7 protein-coding genes and 1 tRNA gene are annotated in these 4,980 nt (G+C 49.7%); 3 read left to right on the top strand and 5 right to left on the bottom strand.

The genetic code is table 11. The features are described 5' to 3' along the window. Positions 1–490: 490 nt before the first annotated feature. Positions 491–817, bottom strand: a complete 327-nt coding sequence (locus tag FD34_RS04585) for a GNAT family N-acetyltransferase (protein WP_057807215.1) — start codon at positions 815–817, stop codon at positions 491–493. Beyond that, positions 799–1,020, bottom strand: a complete 222-nt coding sequence (locus FD34_RS04580; RefSeq protein WP_152936699.1) for a hypothetical protein — start codon at positions 1,018–1,020, stop codon at positions 799–801. Before FD34_RS04580 ends, FD34_RS04585 begins: the two co-directional genes overlap by 19 nt. Positions 1,021–1,079: 59 nt before the next feature. Here FD34_RS04580 and FD34_RS04575 point away from each other — a divergent pair. Further along, positions 1,080–1,152 (top strand) — tRNA-Ala (locus tag FD34_RS04575). Between the two features lie 40 nt (positions 1,153–1,192). Here FD34_RS04575 and FD34_RS04570 read toward each other — a convergent pair. Beyond that, entirely contained in the window at positions 1,193–1,783 is a 591-nt protein-coding gene (locus FD34_RS04570) for a GNAT family N-acetyltransferase (protein WP_202812839.1), read from the bottom strand. A gap of 131 nt (positions 1,784–1,914) precedes the next feature. Between FD34_RS04570 and FD34_RS04565 the strand changes: the two genes are divergently transcribed. Continuing rightward, positions 1,915–2,457: an RBBP9/YdeN family alpha/beta hydrolase gene (locus FD34_RS04565; RefSeq protein ID WP_057807210.1), complete on the top strand. Its 543-nt coding sequence runs from the start codon at positions 1,915–1,917 to the stop codon at positions 2,455–2,457. A 29-nt stretch (positions 2,458–2,486) separates the two neighbouring features. Here FD34_RS04565 and FD34_RS04560 read toward each other — a convergent pair whose 3' ends face one another. Together FD34_RS04560 and FD34_RS08775 are read right to left on the bottom strand one after the other, a co-directional pair. After that, positions 2,487–3,896: a DHA2 family efflux MFS transporter permease subunit gene (locus tag FD34_RS04560; protein WP_057807208.1), complete on the bottom strand. Its 1,410-nt coding sequence runs from the start codon at positions 3,894–3,896 to the stop codon at positions 2,487–2,489. A 228-nt stretch (positions 3,897–4,124) separates the two neighbouring features. Then, on the bottom strand, positions 4,125–4,295 hold the full coding sequence (locus FD34_RS08775; protein ID WP_235805987.1) for a hypothetical protein: 171 nt from the start codon (positions 4,293–4,295) through the stop codon (positions 4,125–4,127). Positions 4,296–4,458: 163 nt separating this feature from the next. Here FD34_RS08775 and FD34_RS04555 point away from each other — a divergent pair, with 163 nt between their 5' ends. Then, entirely contained in the window at positions 4,459–4,842 is a 384-nt protein-coding gene (locus FD34_RS04555; RefSeq protein WP_057807206.1) for a winged helix-turn-helix transcriptional regulator, read from the top strand. Positions 4,843–4,980: the final 138 nt, after the last annotated feature.

Here is a 4,980-nt window from a genome sequence, read left to right as displayed (position 1 = left end):
GAAGACCCTACACATTTAGTTCGTCAAAAACTTTGTTCAGTTTTCAAAGGTCTACTACGCTAAGCAATCAGTGCTTACCTAGCAAAATTATTATATCATCTAGTTAGTATCGAGTCAACAGTTTTTATTAACTTTTCTTAGTTAAAAATTACAATCAACTCGTACAAGCTAGCTTATTTATAATAGCTGATTACCATTAAGAAGTCAACTATTAATTTCAATTATCAAAATTAAAACTAATGTGCCTGCCTCAACAGCAATACATATTATACTATCCTCAGCCAACTTTATCAAGCATAAAGTATGAAATCTTTTTCATATAGTTATTGAAACCATCTGTCAAGTTTCATTCCTTGACGGCTTGTGAAAGCTAACTTTGGTCTAGTTAACTTTGTCGTGTTTCTGAAACACAACAGTTAAATACTATAGTCGCTTTGTAACAATTTTGCAAGCTAAAATTAAAAAAGATGGCTGATCAGCCATCCCCGAATTAAATACAGTACTCCAAGACCTTAGCATCCTGGTCGCCAATGTCATCGTAGTGTAGTGTCAATGCCTGCACCACCGTGAAGCCATTCTTCACGTATAACTTCTCGGACGGAACATTCCCAGCCAGCACATCAAGGTGGACCGCCTGCTTCCCCTCCTTGCCAGCCTGCTTGATGATTTCCTGGAGCAACTCCGAAGAGATCCCCGTCCGCCGGTACTTGGGATGGACGCCAAATAGGTGAAGAATGCCCACCTCATCATCGGCAAACTGGTGAGGCCAGTCAACCTGCGGGTATTCCTCACCCGTCGTCAGAAGCCCACCGGCCACCACCTGCCGATCCTTGCAATCATCAGGGTATCCGCCTCAATCATCTGGCGTAGGCCGTCAACACTCGGGTACTCGCCCCAAGTCCAGTCGGCCCCATACTCATCGAGCGGCTGGTGGTCACAAATCGCCTTATACAACTCTGCTACCCCGCCCAGATCGCTGGACTGGGCCACCCTAATTTCATCCAATACCACATTTGTCATCTTCTTTCTAAAAGATCATTAACATCACAGCCCCAACCCTGCTATAATAGAAGCGCAACGGGCCATTAGTTCAGTTGGGAGAATGTCTGCTTCGCATGCAGGAGGTCGCGAGTTCGAATCTCGCATGGTCCATATTAAATCGCCAAGCGTATCGTCGCGCTTGACGATTTTTTTATTCACCGAAGAACCGTTCCTTAATCGCGTTAAAGTTGACGATTGGAACCGGGTCATGGCCGTGCTCGGCAATGGCCTTCTCCATCCAGATCATGTCATACCACTTGTCAAACTTGTAGACGTTTCGATCAAAACGGCCGGCGAGACGGTAGCCATAGGCCGCGTGGAACTTAGGGCTAGCCAGGGTCAGGTACTGGTCCGGCTGGTCGTCGTGGGGGTAGACAATGTGAGCGGTCATATTAACCACCTTCATCCGCCGGCAAAGCTCCTCAAGCATGTCATACAGCCGTGTTCCGACGTGCTTCCCCCGGCAATTGCGATCCACATAGATCGACGTCTCCACCGTCCACTGATATGCAGCACGGGGGTTAGCCGGACTAACGTAGGCAAACCCCACCACCCGCTCATCCAGGGTTGCCACCAGGTACGGGAACTTCTCTAGGGTCTTGGTGATTCGTCCCGTTAGTTCCGCAATCGACGGTGTGACGACCTCACAGGTGATCGCCGTGTTATCCACGTAGTAACCATAGATCCGTTGGATGGCGGCAGCATCACTCGGGCGTGCCACCCGCAGCATTACTTCACTCATCATCATCCCTCCTTCGTTCTGTGCTTGTCCCCATCATTATAACGGTATTTCACTAACCAGGACCATTCTAATTGCCGCTTCTTTGATAAAATTTTATGATAAGGGTAACAAATTGAGAAAGGATGACTATTATGACCAATGCCTACCTCATTCATGGCACTTCCACCAGAGACGACGACTGGTTTCCATGGCTGGAAGGCGCCGCCGCACCGGAGATTAAACTCGACCGGATCTTCTTACCGAATCCCTTCAGCCCGCAGGCCAATGAATGGGATGATGCAATCGACCGGCAGGTACCCGCTGAGAATGGCCTGATCCTGGTCGCCCACAGTCTCGGCTGCGTGACCGCCCTCCGTTTTGTCGCCCGGCACCACCTTCATGACATTCGCTTTCTCCTGGTCGGCGCCTTTGACCGGGGCTTGCCGGCCTACCCCGAGCTAGACACCTTTATGACCCCGGCTCCTGACTATGGTGAAATCACGCCTAAGGCCAGTCGGGCAACCGTCATCACAGCCAAAAATGACCCGATTGCGCCCTACCATGACAGTATCGACGTGGCCCACCACCTTGGCGCCAAGCTGATTGTCCAGGACACCGGCGGCCACTTTCTGACCAGCGACGGATTCCGTGAGTTCCCCCTCGCCCTTAAGGAGCTTCAACGCCTAGCCGACTAAAAAAGGATCTCCGCGGAGATCCTTTTTTATTACTTCAAATCATTGCTGTGTGGCTTGTCAGTCATCTTGAAGGTCAGGACGGTCCCGATGATGATCAAGACCAGGGTAAAGTAGATCCCCCAGTGAACACCATTGGTAAAACGCACGGCCGAGCTTCCCGTGGCGGCACCCCGCCCCAATTCAAGGAAGCTGGTGGCCAGGGCCGTTGCCAGAGCACCAACGATCTGTTGCATCGTGTTCAAAATGGTACTACCATCGGCCGACTCCATCCCGGACAGTGAGTTCAGGGCACTAGTCTGAGATGGCGACATCGCCAGCGGACACCCAATCATCAGGATGACGTGGGCAGTAATCACATAGGCAATTGAAGAATGGTCACTGGTCAGTGCCAGCATACCGGCACCGATCAAGGCGATGATAAAACCGATCATCGCCGGCTTCTTGGCACCAACACTATCGTACATCCGGCCGGCCACAGCTGAGGTTAGGGCGTTGACCACCCCACCTGGCAGCATGATAATCCCGGTCAGGGCTACAGGCAGTAACAGGCCGTTTTGAATGTACATTGGCAGGAGGTACATGGCAGCCAGGATAATTCCAAAGTCCAACATCACCAGGGTAGACCCGATCGCAAAGGCCGGGGTCTTAAATACCCGCAGGTTGAGAATTGGCGTCTCCAAGTGCACCTGGCGATGGATATAGAAGGCAAGGACAACAATCCCAATGATCAGGGCGCACAGGACCGGCGCGGACAGCCATCCGTCACGACTGGACAGGCTAGCCCCAATGACCAAACCCGAGCAGCCGACCGCTGATTCGAGGATTGACAAAACGTCGACGTGTGGCCGGGTAATGTCACCGACATTTTCCAGCGAGGTGATCGCAAAAATCAGGGCCACCGCCAGAAATGGAACAAAGAGCCAGAAAATCCAGTTCCACGATAACTTAGCCAGAACCAGACCAGTCAAAGTTGGCCCAATCGCCGGCGCAAACATGATGACCAGCGCACAACCTCCCATCACGGCACCGATCTTCTGTGGTGGGAAGATCCGCATGACCACTGCGAACATCAGGGGCAGGATCAACCCGGTCCCAATCCCCTGAATCATCCGCCCGATCAAGAGAACCGGGAAGTTCCCCGCCAGGGCAGAAATTACCGCCCCGACGATAAAGTCAACTAAGGCGAAGATAATGATTTGCCGGGTCGTGAACCACTTTGAAATCAAACTCGACAACGGCAGGACGATCCCAATGACCAGCATGTAGCCAGTCACCAGCCACTGAATAGTTGCCGTATTAACATGAAATGCCAGGATCAACTTAGGCAGGGCAATGTTCAGTGAGGTTTCACTGAGCATCCCGACGAACGCCCCCAGCAGCATGCTGACCATAGCAAGCTTCGGGTGGCGAACCTGCCGTCCCCGCGTTTCTTTACTCATATTAAAAAATCACTCCTCTAACTAATTCTCTAATTACACAATTGGTTACTTTACCAGAGTTGATTAGTTTTCGTAAGTGATTTTTATTGGCGTTAGTTCTATTAAGTATATAGCTTAATAATATTAAGATGCATTGAGCTACTTACCCTGATAAATTCGAACATCCGGGTCTATTGACCAAATTGGTTGGAGCTCCGAGAAACCGTGCTTGGCGAACATTTCACTAGTCTAATAATCTTTAGGATGGGTAACGCTGTCGAAGCCATGCAGAACTTGAACATTCTCATCCCGAATAAGCAGTTGCTTGGTTAGCGCACCTGGGATAGTATCAAGGAAGGGCTGTCGATATGTTGCGTAAATCTTAGCGGCCGCAACCCGGTTTTCTTCAGGGATAGTCATTTACCTATTGATTACACTTTCAACAGAGCGATCGACTAATCTAATTTTAAAGAGTGGCAAAGACAAAATTCCGTAGGTTGGTTAACGTGAAGGTATGTATAAAATTCTCGCGTTCCCACAGCCCCAGTCACTTATAGCTGGGTAGTTCACAAGGAGTGATTAAATGTACCAACGTAAAACACCAAAAGAGTATTTTTGCACCGTTGATTATGCCCTATCCATTTTTGGCGGTAAATGGAAGCCACGTCTGCTGTGTATCCTTGGTAATAGTGGTCCATTACGCTACCGAGAACTCAAGGATGAGATGGAAAACATCTCCGATACAGCATTGGCGGATAGTCTCCACGAGTTGCAGGCCGCCGGAATCGTCCAGCGTCACCAATACAATGAGATGCCTATCCGTGTTGAATATTCACTAACAACCAAGGGACGCACTCTTCTTCCCGTTCTCGAAACGATCTCGCAATGGGCAATTAATCACAGTGATGTTTCAATTTATCAGGGAAGACATTTTGACCACGTTCATCGGTCCAGTTTTAAAGCCTAAAAAGGCAAGCTCGAAGCTTGCCTTTTTATTAATCTTTTCAAAATAAAAAGCCTGCATTGGATATGCAGACTTCTCGAGGCCCTAGCGTGGCAACGTCCTATCCTCGCAGGGAGCGATCCCCCAACTACTTTCGGCGTG

Origin of the sequence: Limosilactobacillus pontis DSM 8475 (assembly GCF_001435345.1) — a bacterium.
Classification (GTDB): Bacteria; Bacillota; Bacilli; order Lactobacillales; family Lactobacillaceae; genus Limosilactobacillus; species Limosilactobacillus pontis.
Note: the sequence above shows the minus strand (reverse complement) of the source record. Positions and strands in the feature narration are given on the sequence as shown.

Excerpts from the sequence above, each read along its gene's own strand:
- FD34_RS04580 (WP_152936699.1), bottom strand. The coding sequence starts at position 1,020 with ATGACAAATGTGGTATTGGATGAAATTAGGGTGGCCCAGTCCAGCGAT.
- FD34_RS04570 (WP_202812839.1), bottom strand. The coding sequence starts at position 1,783 with ATGAGTGAAGTAATGCTGCGGGTGGCACGCCCGAGTGATGCTGCCGCC.
- FD34_RS04565 (WP_057807210.1), top strand. The coding sequence starts at position 1,915 with ATGACCAATGCCTACCTCATTCATGGCACTTCCACCAGAGACGACGAC.
- FD34_RS04560 (WP_057807208.1), bottom strand. The coding sequence starts at position 3,896 with ATGAGTAAAGAAACGCGGGGACGGCAGGTTCGCCACCCGAAGCTTGCT.
- FD34_RS08775 (WP_235805987.1), bottom strand. The coding sequence starts at position 4,295 with ATGACTATCCCTGAAGAAAACCGGGTTGCGGCCGCTAAGATTTACGCA.
- FD34_RS04555 (WP_057807206.1), top strand. The coding sequence starts at position 4,459 with ATGTACCAACGTAAAACACCAAAAGAGTATTTTTGCACCGTTGATTAT.